19 protein-coding genes are annotated in these 18684 nt (G+C 71.9%); 9 read left to right on the top strand and 10 right to left on the bottom strand.

The window, feature by feature from the left end; translation table 11 throughout:
- On the bottom strand, nt 1-357 hold a 357-nt coding region (locus ACTJKO_RS13050), incomplete at its 3' end, for an aldo/keto reductase (RefSeq protein WP_440689366.1).
- Between the two features lie 210 nt (nt 358-567).
- On the opposite strand from ACTJKO_RS13050, the gene ACTJKO_RS13055 reads away from it, so the two are divergent.
- The 3 genes from ACTJKO_RS13055 to ACTJKO_RS13065 all read left to right on the top strand — a co-directional run bounded on the left by ACTJKO_RS13055 (nt 568) and on the right by ACTJKO_RS13065 (nt 2938).
- Nucleotides 568-1128: a YceI family protein gene (locus ACTJKO_RS13055; protein WP_440689368.1), complete on the top strand. Its 561-nt coding sequence runs from the start codon at nt 568-570 to the stop codon at nt 1126-1128.
- A 230-nt stretch (nt 1129-1358) separates the two neighbouring features.
- Complete coding sequence (locus tag ACTJKO_RS13060; protein ID WP_440689370.1) at nt 1359-1925, top strand: TIGR03086 family metal-binding protein; 567 nt, start codon at nt 1359-1361, stop codon at nt 1923-1925.
- Nucleotides 1922-2938, top strand: coding sequence for an aldo/keto reductase (locus ACTJKO_RS13065; protein ID WP_440689372.1), 1017 nt, complete (start codon nt 1922-1924; stop codon nt 2936-2938). Before ACTJKO_RS13060 ends, ACTJKO_RS13065 begins: the two co-directional genes overlap by 4 nt.
- 58 nt (nt 2939-2996) lie before the next feature.
- Here ACTJKO_RS13065 and ACTJKO_RS13070 read toward each other — a convergent pair whose 3' ends face one another.
- Nucleotides 2997-3929 carry an oxygenase MpaB family protein gene (locus ACTJKO_RS13070; RefSeq protein WP_440689374.1) on the bottom strand — a complete coding sequence of 311 codons (933 nt, stop codon included), beginning with the start codon at nt 3927-3929 and terminating at the stop codon, nt 2997-2999.
- 73 nt (nt 3930-4002) lie between these two features.
- Here ACTJKO_RS13070 and ACTJKO_RS13075 point away from each other — a divergent pair, with 73 nt between their 5' ends.
- Nucleotides 4003-5688 carry a long-chain-fatty-acid--CoA ligase gene (locus ACTJKO_RS13075; protein ID WP_440689376.1) on the top strand — a complete coding sequence of 562 codons (1686 nt, stop codon included), beginning with the start codon at nt 4003-4005 and terminating at the stop codon, nt 5686-5688.
- Nucleotides 5689-5704: 16 nt separating this feature from the next.
- On the opposite strand, the gene ACTJKO_RS13080 is transcribed toward ACTJKO_RS13075, so the two are convergent.
- From ACTJKO_RS13080 to ACTJKO_RS13100, 5 genes are read right to left on the bottom strand one after another with little or no spacing between them, the layout of a single operon-like run.
- On the bottom strand, nt 5705-6640 hold the full coding sequence (locus tag ACTJKO_RS13080; protein ID WP_440689378.1) for a DMT family transporter: 936 nt from the start codon (nt 6638-6640) through the stop codon (nt 5705-5707).
- Nucleotides 6637-8622 carry an amino acid transporter gene (locus tag ACTJKO_RS13085; protein ID WP_440689380.1) on the bottom strand — a complete coding sequence of 662 codons (1986 nt, stop codon included), beginning with the start codon at nt 8620-8622 and terminating at the stop codon, nt 6637-6639. Before ACTJKO_RS13085 ends, ACTJKO_RS13080 begins: the two co-directional genes overlap by 4 nt.
- 53 nt (nt 8623-8675) lie before the next feature.
- Nucleotides 8676-9524, bottom strand: a complete 849-nt coding sequence (locus tag ACTJKO_RS13090) for an ABC transporter permease (RefSeq protein WP_440689382.1) — start codon at nt 9522-9524, stop codon at nt 8676-8678.
- Complete coding sequence (locus ACTJKO_RS13095; RefSeq protein ID WP_440689384.1) at nt 9521-10537, bottom strand: ATP-binding cassette domain-containing protein; 1017 nt, start codon at nt 10535-10537, stop codon at nt 9521-9523. Before ACTJKO_RS13095 ends, ACTJKO_RS13090 begins: the two co-directional genes overlap by 4 nt.
- Before the next feature lie 56 nt (nt 10538-10593).
- Nucleotides 10594-11370 carry a hypothetical protein gene (locus ACTJKO_RS13100; RefSeq protein WP_440689386.1) on the bottom strand — a complete coding sequence of 259 codons (777 nt, stop codon included), beginning with the start codon at nt 11368-11370 and terminating at the stop codon, nt 10594-10596.
- 211 nt (nt 11371-11581) lie between these two features.
- Between ACTJKO_RS13100 and ACTJKO_RS13105 the strand changes: the two genes are divergently transcribed.
- Nucleotides 11582-11962, top strand: a complete 381-nt coding sequence (locus ACTJKO_RS13105; protein ID WP_440689654.1) for a helix-turn-helix transcriptional regulator — start codon at nt 11582-11584, stop codon at nt 11960-11962.
- 10 nt (nt 11963-11972) lie between these two features.
- Nucleotides 11973-12377, top strand: a complete 405-nt coding sequence (locus tag ACTJKO_RS13110) for a VOC family protein (protein ID WP_440689388.1) — start codon at nt 11973-11975, stop codon at nt 12375-12377.
- On the opposite strand, the gene ACTJKO_RS13115 is transcribed toward ACTJKO_RS13110, so the two are convergent.
- The gene (locus tag ACTJKO_RS13115) at nt 12368-13957 is read right to left on the bottom strand and encodes an inositol monophosphatase family protein (protein ID WP_440689390.1); all 1590 of its coding nucleotides are present in this window, start codon (nt 13955-13957) and stop codon (nt 12368-12370) included. The two genes, ACTJKO_RS13110 and ACTJKO_RS13115, sit on opposite strands and share 10 nt — an antisense overlap.
- 72 nt (nt 13958-14029) lie before the next feature.
- On the opposite strand from ACTJKO_RS13115, the gene ACTJKO_RS13120 reads away from it, so the two are divergent.
- Nucleotides 14030-14449, top strand: a complete 420-nt coding sequence (locus ACTJKO_RS13120) for a DUF3054 domain-containing protein (RefSeq protein ID WP_440689392.1) — start codon at nt 14030-14032, stop codon at nt 14447-14449.
- 16 nt (nt 14450-14465) lie between these two features.
- On the opposite strand, the gene ACTJKO_RS13125 is transcribed toward ACTJKO_RS13120, so the two are convergent.
- The gene (locus tag ACTJKO_RS13125) at nt 14466-15119 is read right to left on the bottom strand and encodes a spermidine/putrescine ABC transporter substrate-binding protein (RefSeq protein WP_440689394.1); all 654 of its coding nucleotides are present in this window, start codon (nt 15117-15119) and stop codon (nt 14466-14468) included.
- A gap of 51 nt (nt 15120-15170) precedes the next feature.
- The gene (locus tag ACTJKO_RS13130; RefSeq protein ID WP_440689396.1) at nt 15171-16112 is read right to left on the bottom strand and encodes a DUF3097 domain-containing protein; all 942 of its coding nucleotides are present in this window, start codon (nt 16110-16112) and stop codon (nt 15171-15173) included.
- A 79-nt stretch (nt 16113-16191) separates the two neighbouring features.
- Between ACTJKO_RS13130 and ACTJKO_RS13135 the strand changes: the two genes are divergently transcribed.
- Nucleotides 16192-17241, top strand: a complete 1050-nt coding sequence (locus tag ACTJKO_RS13135) for a zinc-binding dehydrogenase (RefSeq protein WP_440689398.1) — start codon at nt 16192-16194, stop codon at nt 17239-17241.
- Between the two features lie 93 nt (nt 17242-17334).
- On the top strand, nt 17335-18576 hold the full coding sequence (locus ACTJKO_RS13140; protein ID WP_440689400.1) for an ROK family transcriptional regulator: 1242 nt from the start codon (nt 17335-17337) through the stop codon (nt 18574-18576).
- Nucleotides 18577-18684: the final 108 nt, after the last annotated feature.

The following is an 18684-nucleotide window of genomic DNA, read 5'->3' on the forward strand; positions in this document are numbered from 1 at the left end:
GTACAGGTCGACGTAGTCGGTCTGCAGGCGCTCGAGCGATCCGTCGATCGACTCCATGATGTGCTTGCGGCTCAGGCCGACGTCGTTGTGGCCCTTCGGACCGGTCGGCCAGTAGACCTTCGTGAAGATCTCCAGCGACTGGCGCCGCTCGCCCTTGAGCGCCTCGCCGAGGACCTTCTCGGCCGCGGTGTTGGCGTACGTGTCGGCGGTGTCGAACGTGGTGATGCCGGCGTCGAGCGCTGCCCGCACGCACTGGGTGGCGACGTCGTTCTCGACCTGCGAGCCGTGCGTCAGCCAGTTGCCGTAGGTGATCTCGGAGATCTTGAGTCCGGAGTTGCCCAGGTACCTGAATTCCATGGTGCCGACGCTAGCGGAGTGAGCGCTCCCGTGAGGGGTCGCGCGAGTACCTGCCGGGCACCGCTCGGCGACACGGGGATGAACATTGGTTGACGCTTCAACCAAACCGGTGCAGAATGGGCTAGCATCAACTTCGATGCAGGCGCATGGAACACGGTTCCGCCCGACGCCTGCTCGGGAACGCAGTCCACACGCTTCGAAGGAGTCACCATGACGCTCACCGCCTCGACCATCCCCGGCTACCAGACCGGCACCTGGAAGATCGACCCCACGCACTCCGAGGTCACGTTCTCGGTCCGCCACCTCGCGATCAGCAAGGTCAAGGGCAAGTTCGAGACCTTCGACGCCACCGTCGTGACCGCCGAGAACCCGCTCGAGTCCACCGTCGAGGCGAACATCGACGTCGCCTCGATCAACACCGGCCAGGAGCAGCGCGACCAGCACCTCAAGACGAGCGACTTCTTCCTCACCGAGGAGCACCCGCAGCTCACCTTCCGCTCGACGGGCATCGAGGCCAAGGGCGACGACCTGCACATCGCCGGCGACCTCACCCTCCGCGGCGTCACCAAGCCCGTCGTCCTCAAGGCCGAGCTCGGTGGCTTCACCACCGACGGCTACGGCCAGGTCAAGTTCGGCGCCGAGGCGACGACCAAGATCGACCGCACCGAGTTCGGCGTGAACTGGAACGCCGCGCTCGAGGCCGGCGGCTTCACGCTCGGCAACGAGGTCACCATCAACCTCGACGTCCAGTTCGTCCTCCAGGCAGCCTGACGCCCGAAGGACTCCCGACCCGCAGGGTCCGCCACCCGGCGTGACCCTGGGGACACCGAACCGCAGCACACTGCAGCACCCGAGACGGACGGCCCGACTCCCCCGCGGAGTCGGGCCGTCCGCCGTCTCCGGGCAGTAGCGTGGGGAATCCGCGGTGGCACCCGCTGGTTGCACGGGAGCACCGCTCGACCGAGCACCGCACGCCGACCCCCACGAACAGGAGCACCACCATGGCCACGGACTGGATCGCGCTGCAGGCCCTCGCGGCGGCCGAGTTCGGACGCCGCGTCGCCGCCGTCACGGACTGGGACGCACCGACTCCCGACTCCGAGTGGACGACCCGCGACCTCGTCCGCCACGTGGTCGAGGAACAGCGCTGGATCCCGAAGCTCCTCACCGGCTGCGACCACGCCCAGGCCGAGGCCGACCTCGAGGACGTCGGGGACGACCTGGTCGCCGAGTGGCAGCGATTCGCCACGGCCGCGACCGCAGCATGGCGGGACGCTCCGCAGGACACGCCCGTGCACCTCGCGACCGACGTGGTCCCGGCGGGCGAGTACCTGACGGAGCAGACGAGCGACATCACGATCCACACGTGGGACCTCGCCCGCGCGACCGGCAGCGACGAACAGCTGCCCGACGAGCTCGTGCGCGCGGTGTGGGAGTACTTCGAACCGAAGATCGAGCACCTCGCCGCGACGGGGCTCTACGCCGCCCCCGTCGACGTCGGCGACGACGCTCCGTTGCAGGTCCGCCTGCTCGCGGTCACAGGCCGCGATGCCAGGGTGAACGCATGAGCGCAGACGCAGCATCCCCCACCCCCGCCGTCGGCACCGTCCGTCTCGGTGACAGCGGCCTCGAGATCAGCGGCGTCGTCCTCGGGATGATGTCCTACGGCGACCCCGACCAGGGCTCGCACGCGTGGAGCATCGGCCTCGACGACGCCCGCCCCTTCGTCCGCCGCGCGTTCGAGGCGGGCATCACCACGTTCGACACCGCCAACGTGTACTCCGCGGGCAGCAGCGAGGAGATCACGGGCACCCTCCTCAAGGAGCTCGCCCCGCGCGAGGAGGTGCAGGTCCTCACCAAGGTCTTCAACCGGATGCGACCCGGCCGCAACGGCGCCGGACTCTCCCGCGCGGCGATCATGCACGAGATCGACGCCTCGCTCACACGCCTCGGCACGGACTACGTCGACCTCTACCAGATCCACCGCTTCGACCCGCGCACGCCGGTCGAGGAGACGATGGAGGCCCTGCACGACGTCGTCAAGGCCGGCAAGGCGCGCTACATCGGCGCGAGCAGCATGTGGGCGTGGCAGTTCGCCGAGATGCAGCACGTCGCGGACCTCCACGGCTGGACGCGGTTCGTCAGCATGCAGGACCAGTACAACCTCCTCGAACGCGAGGAAGAGCGCGAGATGCACCCGTACTGCCTGCACACGGGCGTCGGCGTGATCCCGTGGAGCCCGCTCGCACGTGGTCGGCTCACCCGCTCCTGGGACGCCGCCGGTTCCGGCACGCGCGCGGACACCGACGAGTTCGGCAAGACGCTCTACCGTCAGGACGAGGACGCGAACCGCGCGATCGTCGACGCCGTGCGGTCGGTCGCCCACGAGCGGGGCGTGCCGATGGCGCAGATCGCCCTGGCGTGGGTGGCGGGCAAGGAGGCCGTGTCGGCCCCGATCGTCGGTGCGACGAAGGAACACCACATCGACGACGCCGTCGCCGCAGCGGCCATCACGCTCACCGACGACGAGGTGACACGGCTCGAGTCCGCCTACACCCCGCGGGTGCCGTCGGGCTTCTGACGGACAGGAGCGTGAGACACCAGGCGCGGTGCACGTCGTGCGCCGTGCCCGGTGTCCGTCACGGGGTCGGTTCGGACGTCCGCCGCTCGCGCTCCAGCCGCGCGATGCGGACGAGCGCCGCGCGCTCCGTGCCGGGGCGGTGACCGAGCACGGCACCGATGCCGTCCAGCACGACGCCCGCGGTGCGGCGCACGGGGAACGACACCGGGCCGATCCCCGGCGTCCGCAGTCCGAGCATCGACCGGTGCCGGGGATCGAGCGAGGCGACAGCACCGTCGAACACCGCCCGGTACCCCGGGCGCAACAGGCGGGCGAGGGGCGGGTCCTTGATGAAACGCACGACGTCGCGTGTCCGCGCGGTCACGGCGAGTTCCCCGCGGTCGAGGTAGCCGTTCATCTGCCGCCGGAGCTCGGCGTCCGACTCGGGAGCGTCCTCGACGCCCATGAGACGGCCCGCCACGGCCCATTCCCGGACGTAGGCGTCGGGACCGCCCGGGATGGGGTCGCCCCAGAGCTGCGCGCTCCGCAGGAACGCGTCGGTGAAGGCCAGGTGCACCCACCGGGCGAGGTCCGGGTCGTTCGCGGCGTACGGCCGGGTGACACCGTGGCCGTCGACGTACTCGCCGCGGACCCGCTCGTGCAGACCACGTACCCACGCACTGGCACCCTGCGCGGCGGCGGTGTCCCCGTGCGACACCGTGTAGATCCACCGGATCGTCCCCGCGAGGCGGCCGAACGGGTCCTCGCGGTAGCGGGAGTGGTCGGCGACGCCGGCGAGCGCACCCGGGTGCAGCGCCTGGACGAGGAGCGCGCGGACCCCGGCGAGGATCGTCTGGTTCCCGCCGTGCACGGCCCAGGTCGCCGAACCGGGCCCGAAGTAGCCAGCGTCGCTCCCCTGCTCGAGCTCGTCGATCCACGCCGGACGCTCCGTCGCACCACCGGTGAACGTGTCGTTGAGACGGGAACGGAAGGCATCTGCGACCGAGGGCATGCCGCCATCGTCCGTCGCGCCCCTGACAACCGGCTCCCAGCCGCTCCACCGGCGGCCCGCTAGGTTGGTCCGCGTGAGCATCGACACGCCTCGTCCCTGGCTTGCCTCGTACGCCCCGGGGGTCCCGCACGACATCGACGAGCCGACGGGGTCGCTGTACGACATCGTCGAGGGGTCGGCCCGGCGCTTCCCGAAGAAGGTCGCGCTCGAGTTCTTCCGGCGGACCACGACGTACGCCGAGCTCGAGGAGCAGATCCTCCGCGCGGCGAACGGACTGCGCAAGCTCGGTGTGACCGCCGGTGACCGGGTGGCGATCGTCCTGCCGAACTGCCCGCAGCACATCGTGGCGTTCTACGCGGTGCTCCGGCTCGGGGCCGTCGTCGTCGAGCACAACCCGCTCTACACGCCGCGGGAGCTGCGCCACCAGTTCGAGGACCACGGCGCGAAGGTCGCGATCGCCTGGGACAAGTCCGTGGCGACGCTGCAGGACTTCCCCGCCGACGTGGCGCTCGACGCCGTCGTCTCCGTCGACCTGACCCGGGCGATGCCCCGCAGCACCCGGCTCGCGCTCGCGCTCCCCGTGGCGAAGGCCCGCGAGTCCCGGGCGAAGCTGACGACCGCGGTCCGGGGCACGACGAAGTGGGACGACCTCGTGTCGAACCGTCGGCTGCCGAAGCGTCACCCGCGTCCCGGGACGGACGACATCGCCCTGATCCAGTACACGTCCGGCACCACCGGCGTGCCGAAGGGCGCCGTCCTGACGCACCGGAACCTCATCGCGAACGCCGCGCAGTCCCGCGCCTGGGTCCCGCAGATCCAGCCGGGCGACGGCAGCGTCGTGTACGCGGTGCTCCCGATGTTCCACGCGTACGGGCTGACGCTCTGCCTGACCTTCGCGATGAGCATGGCCTCGCGGCTGGTGCTCTTCCCGACGTTCGACCCCGCGCTCGTGCTCGCCGCGATGAAGAAGCACCCGCCGACGTTCCTGCCCGCCGTGCCGCCGATCTACGCGCGGCTGCAGCACGCGGCGGACTCCGCGAAGGTCTCTCTCAAGGGCATCGCGATCGGGATCTCGGGGGCGATGCCGCTCTCGAAGGACGTCGTCGAACCGTGGGAAGCGCGCACCGGCGGCTACCTCGTCGAGGGGTACGGGCTCTCCGAGTGCTCCCCCGTGATCATGGCGAACCCGGTGTCGGACGACCGCCGCCTCGGGTCCATCGGCCTGCCGTTCCCCTCGACCGAGGCCCGCGTGGCCGACCCGGACGACCCGACGAAGGTGCTCGGGACCGACGAGCCCGGTGAGCTCCAGGTCCGCGGGCCGCAGGTGTTCCGCGGGTACTGGGGCAAGGCCGAGGCCACCGACGAGGTGTTCACGCCCGACGGTTGGTTCCGGACCGGCGACATCGTGGCGATCGACGCCGACGGGTACGTCCGGATCGTGGACCGCCTCAAGGAGCTCATCATCACGGGCGGCTTCAACGTGTCCCCCTCCGAGGTCGAGGACGCGCTCCTCAAGCACCCCGGCGTCAAGGAGGTCGCCGTCGTCGGCATCACGCAGGGCGGCAACGAGCAGGTGGTCGCCGCGGTGGTGCCGAAGGACCCCGCGACGTTCGACGGCGAAGCGCTCCGCGCCTGGTCACGTGAGCAGCTCGCGGCCTACAAGGTGCCCCGCCGTGTCGTCGTGGTGGACGACCTGCCCCGCTCGATGATCGGCAAGGTCCTGCGCCGCAAGGTCCGCGACCAGATCCTCGGCGACTGACGGCTCCGCGCGGTCCTCACGGGCGGCGGCGCGTCGGCAGGGCGAGCAGCGCCAGACCGCCGACCACGAGCCCGATCCCCGTCCACCCGGTCGGGCCGAGGTGCTCACCGACCACGACGACCGCCAGCCCGGCCGCGACGACCGGCTCGAGCAGGGACAGCAGCGTCGCCACCGACGCCCGCACGCTCCGGAGGCCGACCGCGTAGAGCGAGTGTCCGAGCACCGTCGGGACGAGCGACAGGTACAGGAACACCGGCCAGTGCGACGCGACGCCGAGGGACTCGTGCCCACCGACGACGGCGAGCACGACGAGCGGCAGCGCCGCGAGGCCGAACACCGCCCCGACCAGTCCGCGCTCGCTCGACCGCTGCCCGCTGGCGCCGACCGCTTCCATGCCCCGTCCGACCGCCCAGGAGTACAGCGCGTAGGTGAGCCCGGCGAGGAGGGCGCAGCCGAGCCCGAGGACGAGCGGGTGATCCCGTCCGTCCTGACCGCCCGCGCCGTCCGACCGGGCGAGCGTGACGGCGACCATGCCCACGACGCTCACCAGCGTGGCGACCACCCAACGGGTAGTGACGCGCCTGGCGTCCACCGCCCACTCGACGAGACCGGCGAACACGGGCGACGAACCGATCGCGACGGTGGTGCCGAGCGCGACACCGGCACCGGCGAGGGCAGCGTAGAAGGCGACGGCGTACACCACGAGCGCCCCGGCTCCGAGCAGCACCCATCCCCGGGTCCCGCGTCCGGCGAGGACGCCCACCGTGCTGCGCCCCGCGGTGACGGCGAGGACGAGCCCGCCGAGCCCGAAGGTCACCGCGCCGAACACGAACGCGGGAACGCCGGGCGCGAAGTGCGTCGCGGTCCCGGTGGTGCCCCACACGGCTGCGGCCACGACGACCGCCGCGGCGCCCGTGACGGGGCGGGAGGACGGACCCGCGGGCACGCTCACGACACGTGGACGCTCGGTCGGCGGTTCACGTCGGGCTCCGCCTCGCGAAGGACCTCGCGGGTCACCGGGGCGACGTCGCCCACCCCCGTGAAGACGAAGCGCAGGGCGTTCCGGATCGGGCTGCCCTCGTTCCACTCGAAGTAGATGCTCGGCACCACCCCGGCCAGGTCACGGATCGCCAGGAGCGTCGACGCGATCGTGTTCGGGACGTTCCCGGAGCGGACCTTGAGCACCCGGAAGCCGTGGATCACGTGCCCCTCGACGACGAGGTCCTCCTCGAAGTCGGAGGAGTCGGCGGGCAGGACCTCGAGGAACATCGTCGGCACGCGTGCGGGGATGCCGGAGTCGCGCCGCTCCTCCCGGCCCTTCGATCGGTACGCCTCGGCCGTGCCCGCGCCGGGTTCGTTCGCGATGATGCAGACGGAGCTGAACTGGTCGGCGTCGGCCTCGACGAACTGCCGTGCGGTGGCGTCCAGCTCGATCGACGAGGCACGCAGCTCGAACGACCGGCGCACCCGCGACACGAGCGAGACGACGACGATCGCGATGATGAAGACGGCCGCGATCCGGACGCCGTCGGGTCGCTCGATGACGTTCGCGATGGTCGTGTACACGAACACGAGCGAGATCACACCGAACGCGATCGTCCGGCCGCGCTGCTGCTTCCGGCGCGCGGACAGCGTCACCGCCACCGCGGCGCTCGTGATGAGGACGAGCACGCCCGTGGCGTAGGCGCCGCCCTGCGCGTCGACGTTCGCCTGGAAGATGAGCGTGATCGCGAACGCGATGAGCGTGAAGATGATGACGAGGGGGCGCACCGCACGTGCCCACTGCGGGGCCATGCCGTAGCGCGGCAGGAACCGCGGCACGAGGTTGAGCAGTCCGGCCATCGCGCTCGCACCGGCGAACCAGAGGATCGCCACGGTCGAGAAGTCGTAGACGGAACCGAACACGCCGCCGAGGTACTGGTGGGCCAGGTAGGCGAGCGCTCGGCCGTTCGCGCCGCCGCCCGGCTGGAACTCGTGCTGCGGGATGAGGAACGTCGTGGCGATCGACGACGTGATGAGGAACGAGCTCATGATCACCGCCGCGACGGTGAGCAGCCGCTTCGTGCCGCGGATGCGACCCTCCGGTCGCGCGGCCGTGTCGTCCGACGCGTCCCCGCGGATCTGCGGCATGACGGCGACGCCGGTCTCGAAGCCCGACAGGCCGAGCGCCAGCTTCGGGAAGACGACCAGCGCGATGCCGACCATCACGAGCGGATTGCTGTGCTGCGCCGTGAGGCCGCTCCACCAGTCGCTCGCGACCATCGGGTGCTCGAAGACGTGCCAGAGCGCCACGACCACCACGATCGCGTTGAGCACCAGGAACACGCCGACGAGGCCGACCGCGATGCCGATCGCCTCCTTGAAGCCCCGCAGGAAGACGATGCCGAGCAGGAGCAGCAGTGCCAGGGTGATCGGCACGGGGATGTCCGTGAACCAGTGCGGCGTGTACGGGTTCTCGGCGATGTGGGCGGTGGCGTCGGCGGCGGACAGCGTCATCGTGATCATGAAGTCCGTCACCGCGAACCCGAGCAGCACGAGCACCAGCAGCTTGCCGGCCCACCAGGGCAGCAGCTTCTCGAGCATCATGATCGACCCGGCACCGCGGAAGCTGTCCTGCGCGACCCGTCGGTACACGGGCAGCGCACCGAAGAGGGTGACGAGGACGAGCACGATCGTGGCGATCGGCGAGAGGAGCCCCGCGGCGAGCGCTGCGATCGCGGGTTGGTACCCGAGCGTCGAGAAGTAGTCGACGCCCGTCAGGCACATGACCCGCCACCAGGAGTGCGTCTTCTCGACCTCGACCTGGTGCGGGCCCTGGTGGGAGGCGCCCTGGTCGGCCCCGTGGAGCATCCACCGGCGCAGGCGGGTGCTGCGGTCGGGGGACGGTTCGGTCGCGTCGCGTGCCGCGACCCGCTCGGCGTCAGTCGCGGTCACGTGACGATGCTAAGCCGTCCGGGTGCCGCGGGTGCCCCGTACGGCAGCTCGCGTCACTTCGCGCTGATCCGCGTGTACTTGTCCACCGCCCACGGCACGAAGACCACGAGCATCACCGCGATGCCGATGAGCACCGTGAGGACCGGGTGCTGCATCGTCCAGACGTCCGGCACCTCGGCCGTCCCGACGTTGCCGAAGAGCTGCCGAGCCGCCTGCACGAGCGACGACACCGGGTTCCACTCCGCGAACACGCGCAGCACGAGCGGCAGCGTGTCGCTCGGCACGAACGCGTTCGAGATGAACGTCAGCGGGAACAGGATCATGAACGAGGCGTTGTTGATGACCTCGGGCGTCTTGACGCTCATGCCGAGCAGGGCCATCACCCAGCTGAACGCGTAGCTGAAGAGCAGCAGCAGCGCGACGCCGGCGAGGAACTCGAGCGGTGAGGAGTCCACCCGCCACCCGACGACGAGCCCGGTGAGCATCATGATGGTCATCGAGATGCCGTTGAGCACCAGGTCGGAGTTCGTCCGTCCGATGAGCACCGCCGATGCCGACATCGGCAGCGTCCGGAACCGGTCGATGAGCCCTTCCTTGAGGTCCTGCGCCATCGCCGAACCCGAGAACGTCGCGCCGAACACGACCGTCTGGGCGAAGATGCCGGCCATCAGGAACTGCGTGTAGTCCGTGCCGCGGACGGAGATCGCCCCGCCGTACACCTGGCTGAACAGCAGGACGAACATGATCGGCTGCAGCACCGCGAAGACGAGCATGTCCGGCGACCGCTTGATCTTCACGAGGTTGCGCTTCGTGACCGTCCAGCCGTCCTCGAACCAGAGGGCCGCGGGCGCGGTGACGACGACGGGCAGTTGCCGGCCGAGCGCCGAGGTGGTCGTGGTCATCGCGTCGTCTCCTTCTGTCGGTCCTTCGAACCGGTGCCCTGCTCGGAGGGAGGCGGGTCGTCATCGGTGGCCGCGTGCCCGGTGAGCCGGAGGAACACGTCGTCGAGCGTGGGCCGACGCATGCCGGCGTCGTGGAGCTCGATGCCGGCCTCGCCCAGGTCGGCGAGGACCCGCTGCAGTGCCGACGGGCCGGCGTCCACGGCGATCGCGTAGGTGCGTCCGTCCCCAGAGGCCTCGACCTCTCCGGTGCCGGAGCGACGGAGGACGGTCGTGGCGGCGGCCCCGTCGGTCTCGTCGACGAGGGTGACGACCACCCGGTGACCGCCGACCTGGGCCTTGAGCTGGTCGGACGTGCCCTCGGCGATCACCGTCCCACCGTCGATCACGGCGATGTCGTCGGCGAGCTGGTCGGCTTCCTCCAGGTACTGCGTGGTGAGCAGCACCGTGGTGCCGCCTGCCACCAGGTCCTCGATGATTCCCCAGAGCGCGAGTCGGCTGCGGGGGTCGAGACCCGTCGTGGGTTCGTCGAGGAACAGCACCCGCGGGTTCATGACGAGCGCCCCAGCCAGGTCGATGCGTCGACGCATGCCGCCGGAGAAGCCCTTCACCGGCCGGTCGCCGGCCTCGGACAGGTCGAACACGTCGATGAGTTCCCGCGCGCGGTCGCGCGCGGTCCGCCGGCCGAGGTGGTAGAGCCGGCCGATCATCTCGAGGTTCTCGAAGCCGGTGAGGTTCTCGTCGACGGCGGCGTACTGCCCGGACACCCCGATCGCCCGACGTGTCGCCTGCGGGTCGGCGACGACGTCGATGCCGTCGATGACGGCGGTGCCGGAGTCGGGCGTGATCAGGGTGGTGAGCACCTTCACCGTCGTGGTCTTGCCGGCGCCGTTCGGCCCGAGCAACGCCGTCACGGTGCCCTGCGGCACCGCGAGGTCGAGCCCCGCGAGGGCGTGCACCGGCCCCGCCTTCGACCGGTACGTCTTGGTCAGCCCGGAGGCTTCGATGATGGCCATGTCGCTCCCTTGTCGACCATGGAGAATATCAGTATTCCGGGGAGCGACGCCGCCGTTCACACGTCGAAGTCACCGCCGAAGTCGCCGAAGCCACCGCCGAAGTCGGATCCGCCGTCGCCCCAGCCCGCACTCTCGAACCCGCCGCCGTCGGTCGCGCCGCCGTCACCCGGGTCGGCACCAGTGTCCTCCGGACCACCGTCACCCGCAGCATCGGTACCGCCGTCGAACGAACCGGGGTCGGGCAGGAACGCGCTCATGAGCGTCGAACCGATCACGTACCCGGCCACCGTGCCGAGGATCGACGCGCCGATCATGCTGCCGAACGACGGGCCCGAGCGCTGCCCGGCGCCACCGAACAGCCCGCCGGCCCCACCGGGACGACCGGCCCCCATCCCGCCGAGCGAACGCTCCACGAAGCCCGGCTGACGGATCTCGGAGCGCGTCGCGGCCTGGGCCAGGGAGCGCGGGTCGTCACCGCGCGGCGCCTCGCCCGCGGGTGCGGTCCGGGTGAACTCGTCGTAGACCATCCGGCGCTGCTCGGGCGTGAGGGTCGCGAACGCCTCGGCGTGGACCTCCTCGATGCGCTCCGGCGGCGCGGTCCGGAGGAGGTAGCGGTAGCGCTCGACCGCGCGCTCGTCGTCGGTCGCCGCCGCTCCGCCACCCGGGGTGGCGGTGCCCCACTGCGGCGTGCCGTACGGGTCGGCCGGTCGGGCGGGCTGCTGGTAGGACTGCTGGCCGTAGCGGTACCCCTGTTGCTGCGGCTGCCACCCGCCCTGGCCCGCGGCGTCGTGGTCGCGGGACGGGCGTCCGAGCAGGCGGTCGAGGAATCCCATGGTCGATGCTCCTTCGGGTGCGGCCCACCGGGAGGTGGTGGTGCCGGTCGGCGGGTGCCGACCGGTCCGGCCGTGGACTGCCACCCTAGGGAGGACGCACGACCCCTGACTGAACGCACGCACAGAGTCCGCCGAGAGCGCGCGGGGGCAGGATGGCTCCGTGACCACCGACATCGACGAGCTCCGGCGGCTCCGGCGAGCACGCAGCCGGATGGACCGCGAGTACGCGGAGCCGCTCGACGTGCCGTCGCTCGCCGCGGCCGCGTTCATGTCACCCGCCCACTTCAGTCGTCGCTTCCGGGCCGCCTACGGCGAGAGCCCGTACGCGTACTTGATGACGCGTCGGATCGAGCGGGCGCAGGCGCTGTTCCGCAGCACCGACCTCAGCGTGACCGAGGTCTGCACGGCCGTCGGCGCCTCGAGCCTCGGGTCGTTCTCGTCCCGGTTCACCGAACTCGTCGGGATGACCCCGACGCAGTACCGCGCTGCGGACCACGACGCGCTCGCCGGTGTCTGGAGCTGTCACACGATGGTCGTCACGCGCCCGGTCCGAGCAGGATCGGAGAAGCGCCGCGCCACCGAGCAGCCCTAGTCTCGCTGCCATGACGATCCAGATCAGCGGCGTGCACGTGCTCGCCGACGACATCGACGCCGCCGTCGCGTTCTACGGCGACGTCCTCGGCTTCTCCGTCCGGAACACCGTCGAGAACGGCGGGTTCCGGTGGGTGACCCTCGTGAGCGAGGACCACCCCGACCTCGAACTCGTCCTGTCCGAGCCGCACGCCGGCCGCTCCCAGGAGGACGGCGACGCCATCGCCGCCCTGCTGGCGAAGGGCGGTCTCTCGATGCTGCAGCTCCGCGTCACGGACCTCGATGCGACGTTCGACCGGATCACGGCGAGCCCCGACGCCGAGGTGCTGCAGGAGCCGACCGATCAGTTCTGGGGCGTCCGCGACGCCGCCGTCCGGGACCCCGCCGGCAACATGGTCCGGATCGCTCAGGCCTGACCTGCGGCGAGCGCCGCCGTCCACACGGCGTGCAGTTCGTCGGCAGCGCCGGGATGGGCGACGAGGAACGGCTCGCCCACGGGCGGGAAGCCCTCCACCGGGCCCGACCGGGTCAGCACGACGCCGCCGGCCTCGTGCACGAGCAGCACCGCGGCACCGTGGTCGACGGGGTCGAACGCCCACACGCAGCCGCCGATCCCCCGTCCGGCGGCGACCTGGGCGATCGTCAGCGTGCCGGAGCCCTGCACCCGGACGGTGCAGGACCGGTCGGCGAGGGCGTCCAGCAACGCGCCGAACCCGGGCCAGGGCCGGTGCCCGTCCAGCTCGGTACCCACGGCGGCGCCGGCGAGGGCCCGGGGCGCGTCGTCGAGCCGCAGCGCACGGTCCCGGACCCGGGCGCCACGGCCGCGTCGCGCCTCGAGGACCTCCCCGCGCCACGGGTCCGCCACGACCCCGACGAGCGGACGGCCACCGCGCGTGAGGCAGAGCGACATCGAGGTCCAGGGGATCCCGTTCACCAGGTTGGTCGTGCCGTCGACCGGGTCGAGGTACCAGCGGTGCCGGTCGCCCGGCGCATCGCCGAACTCCTCGCCGGTGAAGGCGTGTGTGGGGAACGCCGTCCGGACGCGCGATCGGACGTGCCGCTCGACGAGCCGGTCGACGTCCGTGACGAGGTCCGCCGGGTCCCCCTTCGCTGCGACCGTGACGACGGGGTGCTCACGGGTGAAGGCGATGACCTCGTGGGCGACGCGGTGGGCCAGCGCCTCCGCCCGCGTGGCGACCTCGGCCTCGGTGGGTTCACGGTCCGGCACGGGCCACCCATCGCGTTCGGCGGCGGCCAGCGCGGCACGGAGCGTCGCGACGTCGTCCGTGGTGATCGAGTCGACGCGGAGCCGGGCCGCCCAGAGCGCCGGCTCGACCTCGTCCACCGTCCACACCGCGACGGCGAGACCCATCGCGTGGGCAGCCTCGACCGTGCGCGGGGTGAGGAACGCGACGTCGAGGTCGAGCGTCGAGGGCCGGAGTGCCTCGAGGTCCGACGGCGTCGGCGGCTCGAGCGTCTCCCACCCGAGCCACAGGTCGGCGTCGGGCAGCTCGGCGCGCACGACGGCGAGGGCCTCGGGGGCGCCGCGCCACGCGACCCGCGTGAGGGCACCCGACGCTGCGACGGTCCGTGCGGCGACGACGGCGTCCTCCGGCGTGGTCACGTGGACGACGAGGGTCGCGTCGCACCCGTCGAGCCGTTCGAGCACGTCGTCCAGTCGCGGGATGCGGTCGAGTCCGTTGCCGAGCCGCGCGACCTCGCACCAGTCGACCTCGGACACACGGCGGGCGTCGCTCCACATCCGCCCGAGGGTCTCGTCGTGCAGCAGGACGGCGACACCGTCGGCGGTTCGTCGGACGTCGACCTCGACGGCCTCGGCGCCGAGCGCCTCGGCGACCGCCACGGCGGGCATGGTGTTCTCGCGACGGACGCGCGGCGCACCGCGGTGGGCGACGAGACGGGGCGGACGCACGCCGCGCCTCCCGGTCGCCCCGGGGTGCTCCGCCTGCGCGACCGGGGACTGCGTCGTCGTCATCCGCGCATCGTCCCGGACGACGGCGAACCGCAGGTGACGTGCTCGTGAACGCGCGGCTGCGAGAATGGCACCGTGACAGAACGCACCTGGGGCTGGCTCGCAGCCGTGATCGACGTCGTGCTCATCGTCCTCTTCGCCGTGATCGGTCGTTCCTCCCACGGTGAGGCGGACTCCGCGCTCGGGCTGTGGACGACGGCGTACCCGTTCCTCGCCGGGTGGGCGATCGCCTACGTCACGAGCGGTGCCTGGGCCCGTCCGCTGCGCTTCTGGCCGACCGGCGTCGTGGCGTGGATCCTGACCGTGTTCGTCGGCATGGCGATCCGGGTCGCGACGGGGCAGGGCGACGTCGACGGGGACCCCCTGCCGATCTCGTTCGTCATCGTCGCGACCGTCGTGCTGGGCGTCTTCCTGCTCGGGTGGCGGGGGCTGGCACGGCTCGTGCTCCGCGGGGTGCGGCGGCGGGAGCGCACCCCGGCGGACTCCGCTCGCTGAGCGAGGTCAGGCCGGCTCAGAACAACCCGTCGCGCGGGCCGTCCGGTCCGTCGTCGAAGCCTCGGAACATGTCCGACACGAGCGCCTCGATCTGCGGCTCGACCAGACGCTCCACCGCCTCCGCGATGCGCGGGCGGTGCTCGATGAGCGCGAGGCACACCGCGGTCCCGGTCGACCGGGCGCACTCGTCGGAGAGCTCGATCTCGTGCCGGAGTGCCGCCTTGGCCTCGTCCGACAGCGGTTCGCGCGGGGTCTGCTCGCCGGCGCCGGTGCCGGTCAGCTCACCGAGGGTGAACAGGAACGGCTCCCCCGGCGACGGCTCGGGATCGACGTCGAGCCCCTGGAACTCGGGCGAGAGTCCCTCGGTCGGTTGGTACCCGGCGTGCCGCTTCCGGGCGGCTGCCCGCTCGAGTTCGCGCTGCAGCAGCGGCAGGTTCTTCGCGGTGTAGTCGTCCACCGCGTCCTCGACGATGGTCGAGATCCGTCCGATGAGCGCGTGCTGCACCGCGTGCGGCACGTCCGGCCCGAAGCCCGCCGCGCTCGCGATCGGCGAGCCGGTGCACTTCCGGCAGATGCGGGTGCGGGGACGGGCGGTGCCGATCTGCCACCGGGGCAGCCAGCGCAGCCAGACATCGACCGCGCCGCGTACACGCCCTTCGATGCCGTCCATCCCTCAACAGTAGGCCGGGAGGCGCGGTGCGGCCCCGCGACGCCCGGCCTGTCAGGCCTTCGGTTCCGTCACGAAGTCGATGAGCTCCTCGACCCGGCCGAGCAGCTGCGGTTCGAGGTCGGCGAACGTCCGGACCTGCCCGAGGATCCGCTGCCAGGCCCGTGCGATGTCCGCCTGGTCGGCGTGCGGCCAGCCGAGGTGCTGACAGATGCCCTTCTTCCACTCGATCGACCGCGGGATCGTGGGCCACGCGTCGAGTCCGAGCCGCGCGGGCTTCACGGACTGCCAGACGTCCACGAACGGGTGTCCGACGACGAGCACGTGCGCGCCCCACTTCCCGCGCATCACGGCGTCGGCGAAGCGGGACTCCTTCGACCCGGGGACGAGGTGGTCGACGAGGACCCCGACCCGGCGGTCGCGCGACGGACGGAACTCGTCGAGGACCTCGGCGAGGTTGTCCACGCCCTCCAGGTACTCGACGACGACACCCTCGACGCGGAGGTCGGCGCCCCAGACCTTCTCGACGAGTTCGGCGTCGTGCCGGCCCTCGACCATGATCCGCGAGGGCAGCGCCACCCGCGCCCGCTGCTGCTCGACGGCGAACGAGCCGGACGCGGTGCGGAGGCGACCGCCGTCGGAGGCGTGACGGACCTGCGGGGCCGCACCGGGCCTCCCGTCCGAAGTGACGGACGCTCCGCGTGCCGGACCCGACGACGTCCTGCCGGGCCGGCCCACCGGCGCCTGCGGGCGGCCGAGCGTGACGAGTTCGCCCTCGAGCAGGAACTGCCCGGTGAACGGGAACGAGCGCGTCCGACCCTTCCAGTCCTCGAGCTCGACGTTGCCCGCCTCGAGCCGCACGACGGCACCCGCCCACCCGGACGCCGGGTCCTCGAGCACCATGTCGCGTTCGAGCGGCACCTGCCGCACCTTCTCCACACCCCGCGAGCGCCAGTCGCCCGAGAGCACGTCACTGCCGTACCGGTCGTCGTCCACCCGCACGAGGGTACTGTCGAGTGGGCTCCGGACGACGTCGACCGGCCGGTCCCCCACCATCTCGACGGAAGGCCCCCTCTTGCGCGCAGCGATCATCCACGCCCCGAACGACATCCGTGTCGAGGACCGCGACCAGCCCGGCATCCTCACACCCCGGGACGCGGTCGTGCGGGTCGTGGCTGCGTGCGTGTGCGGTTCGGACCTGTGGCCCTACCGCGGCGTCACGCAGACGAAGGAACCGCGTCCGATCGGGCACGAGCTCGTCGGCGAGGTCGTCACGGTCGGCGACGGCGTGACCGGCCTGCACGAGGGCGACTTCGTCATCTCGCCCTTCACGACGAACGACGGCACGTGCCAGGCCTGCCGCCACGGCATGACCACCGGGTGCGTCCACCGCTCCGGGTTCGGCGCGGTGGACGCGTACGGCGACCCGGTGGGCGGCGCCCAGGCGGAGTACGTCCGCATCCCCGACGCCGAGGCCACCCTCGTCGCGGTCCCCGGTCCGGTCGACCCGGCGCTCGTGCCCTCGTTGCTGACCCTGTCCGACGTCTTCTCGACCGGCCACCACGCGGCCGTCTCCGCTGCCGTGGGCCCCGGCAAGACCGTGGTCGTGGTCGGCGACGGCGCCGTCGGGCTGTCGGCGGTGCTGGCCTCGAAGCGTCTCGGCGCCGAGCGCATCATCGCGATGAGCCGGCACACGGACCGGCAGGCGCTCGCTCGTTCCTTCGGCGCGACGGACATCGTCGAGGCCCGCGGTGCCGACGGCGTCCAGGCCGTCCGGGACCTCCTCGACGGCGACCTCGCCGACTGCGCGGTCGAGGCCGTGGGCACGGAGCAGAGCATGGAGCAGGCCCTGCACTCGGTCCGCCCGGGCGGCAACCTCGGCTTCGTCGGTGTCCCGCACGGGGTGCCGACCATCGGGACGCGGTACCTCTTCGACACGAACATCACGGTCGCGGGCGGGATGGCGCCTGCCCGCACGTACATCCCGGAGCTGCTGCCGGACGTCCTCGACGGCACGATCGAGCCCGGACGCGTGTTCGACCTCGAACTCCCGCTGGACGAGGCGGCCGAGGCGTACCGGGCGATGGACGAGCGCCGGGCGATCAAGGTCCTGCTCCGTCCGTAGCCGGGCCGGCACGTGTTTCGCGGAACAGAACGCGTGTTTCGAATCCGTAAACAAACCTTTCAGTAAAGAAGGTTGTCCGTTAGAGTCCTCGACATGACCACTCGAGGACGCACCCCCGGCCAGCCCGGCCTGCTGCGTGTCCTCAACGACCGCGCCGCGCTCGAGCTCCTCCTCGACGACGGCCCGCTCACCCGCAACGAGATCGCGCAACGAACCGGGCTCAGCAAGCCCACGGCGGCCGAGATCATCCGCCGCCTCGAAGCAGCCGCGCTCATCCGTGAGGCCGGCACCGCGACGCAGACCGGCCGCCGCGGCCCGAGCGCCGTCGTGTACGAGGCGATCACCGACCGCGACCTCGGCGTCGCCGTCGACGTGCAGCTCGTCGACGTCTGCTCGACCGTGGTGGACGCCGCGGGCCGCCGGTTCCCCGTCGCGACGCACACCATGACGGCGGAGGAGATGCGCGCACCCGGCGCCGACATCGTCGCCGCAGCGATCTCCCGCGCCGCAGCGGCCGCCGACGTCGACCCCGAACTCGTCACCGCCGTCGCGGTCGGCGTGCAGGCGTCCGTCGACCACGCCACGGACACCCTGATCTTCACCGACGGCCTCCCCGGCTGGCCCCGCGACCAGGTCTCGGCCACACTCTCCCGCGCCCTCGGCGTCCGGGTCGTCATCGAGAACGACGCCAACCTCGCGGCGATCGCCGAGCGGAACATGGGTGCGGGCCGCGCGCCCGGATCGTTCGCGCTCTTCTGGATGGCGGAGGGCCTCGGCATGGCCCTCGACCTGCACGGCCACCTGCATACCGGCGCGTCGGGCGCCGCGGGTGAGATCGGCTACCTCAGCGTGCCCGCCGACGCACGCTCCATCGACCCGACGGCCACGATCGTCGCGGACCTCATCTCCGAGTCCGCGATCCTCGCCCTGGCCGCCGAACACGGGATCACGGCACCGGACGGCACCGCAGCCGACTGGCGCCAGGTGCTCCCGCAGCTGCCCGGACTGCCCGAGCAGCACCCGTTCACCGCCGCCCTCGGCGAGCGCGTCGGGCACAACGTGCTCCCGGCCCTCGCCGTCGCCGATCCCGAGACGGTCGTCCTGCACGGCCCGACCGGGATCGCGGGCGGTCCCGCCCTGGCCGCCGCCGTGACCGCCTGGCTCCGGACCCGCACACGCTGGTCCACCGCCGTCGTGGCGCCCGGCGTCCCCGACACCCCCGTCCTGCACGGTGCCAGACACGTCCTCATCGACGTCGTCCGCACCGCGCTCGCGGACCGGCTCGAACGCATCACCGACGATGCGCCCGCTCCGGACCCCGTCGAGCGCCCCTGAGAAGTCCCACCCGCACCACTCGAGGCACCATCACCCGGCCCTGACCCAGGGCTCTTCGGCGCGCCCGGAAACGACCGCCGCCCACGGCCCAGGCCGCGGACGCGGCAC

Source organism: Curtobacterium sp. 22159 (genome assembly GCF_052045775.1).
Classification (GTDB): Bacteria; Actinomycetota; Actinomycetes; order Actinomycetales; family Microbacteriaceae; genus Curtobacterium.